Annotated in this window: 1 protein-coding gene; it reads left to right on the top strand. The window is 69.9% G+C overall.

Going from position 1 to position 534, the window contains the following annotated elements:
* A partial coding sequence (locus tag VA603_RS00260; protein ID WP_425603629.1) for an energy transducer TonB occupies positions 1-534 on the top strand: 534 nt, incomplete at both ends.

Genomic DNA, 534 nt, shown 5'->3' with positions numbered 1-534 from the left:
GATAAGGGTCTGAGCTGGCCCCGTATCGCTGGCATCGCCTTTGTAATCGCACTGCACTTGGCAGCCCTGATGATGCTTCTGATCCCGGCCGTGGCCCCGAAGGCCGCTGCGGAGAAGGAACGCAACGTCATGGTGACGCTGGTTGACGCCCCGCCGCCGCCGCCGCCACCGCCGCCGCCGCCGCCGCCGCAGGACATCCCGCCGCCGCCGGTCAAGAACCTGGCGCCGCCGAAGCCCTCGCCGCTGCCGCCGCCGCCGGACGCCCCGGTGATCGACGTGCCGGAACCGCGCCCGAATGACGTGGTGACGCCGCCGGCCCCGCCGGCTCCGCCCGCCCCGCCGGTCGACATCCAGGCCAGCGTGGACATCTCGTCCAAGAACATGAACCCGCCGCGTTACCCGCCGGCCGCTTTCCGCGCCGGTATCCAGGGCGAGGTCATCCTGATCATTGATGTCGATGCCAACGGCAACGTCACCAATGTGGCCGTCGAGAAGTCCAGCCGCAACCGTGACCTCGACCGTGCTGCCATGGAA

Source organism: Stenotrophomonas capsici, assembly GCF_034961085.1.
GTDB classification, from domain to species: Bacteria; Pseudomonadota; Gammaproteobacteria; order Xanthomonadales; family Xanthomonadaceae; genus Stenotrophomonas; species Stenotrophomonas capsici.
Note: the sequence above shows the minus strand (reverse complement) of the source record. Positions and strands in the feature narration are given on the sequence as shown.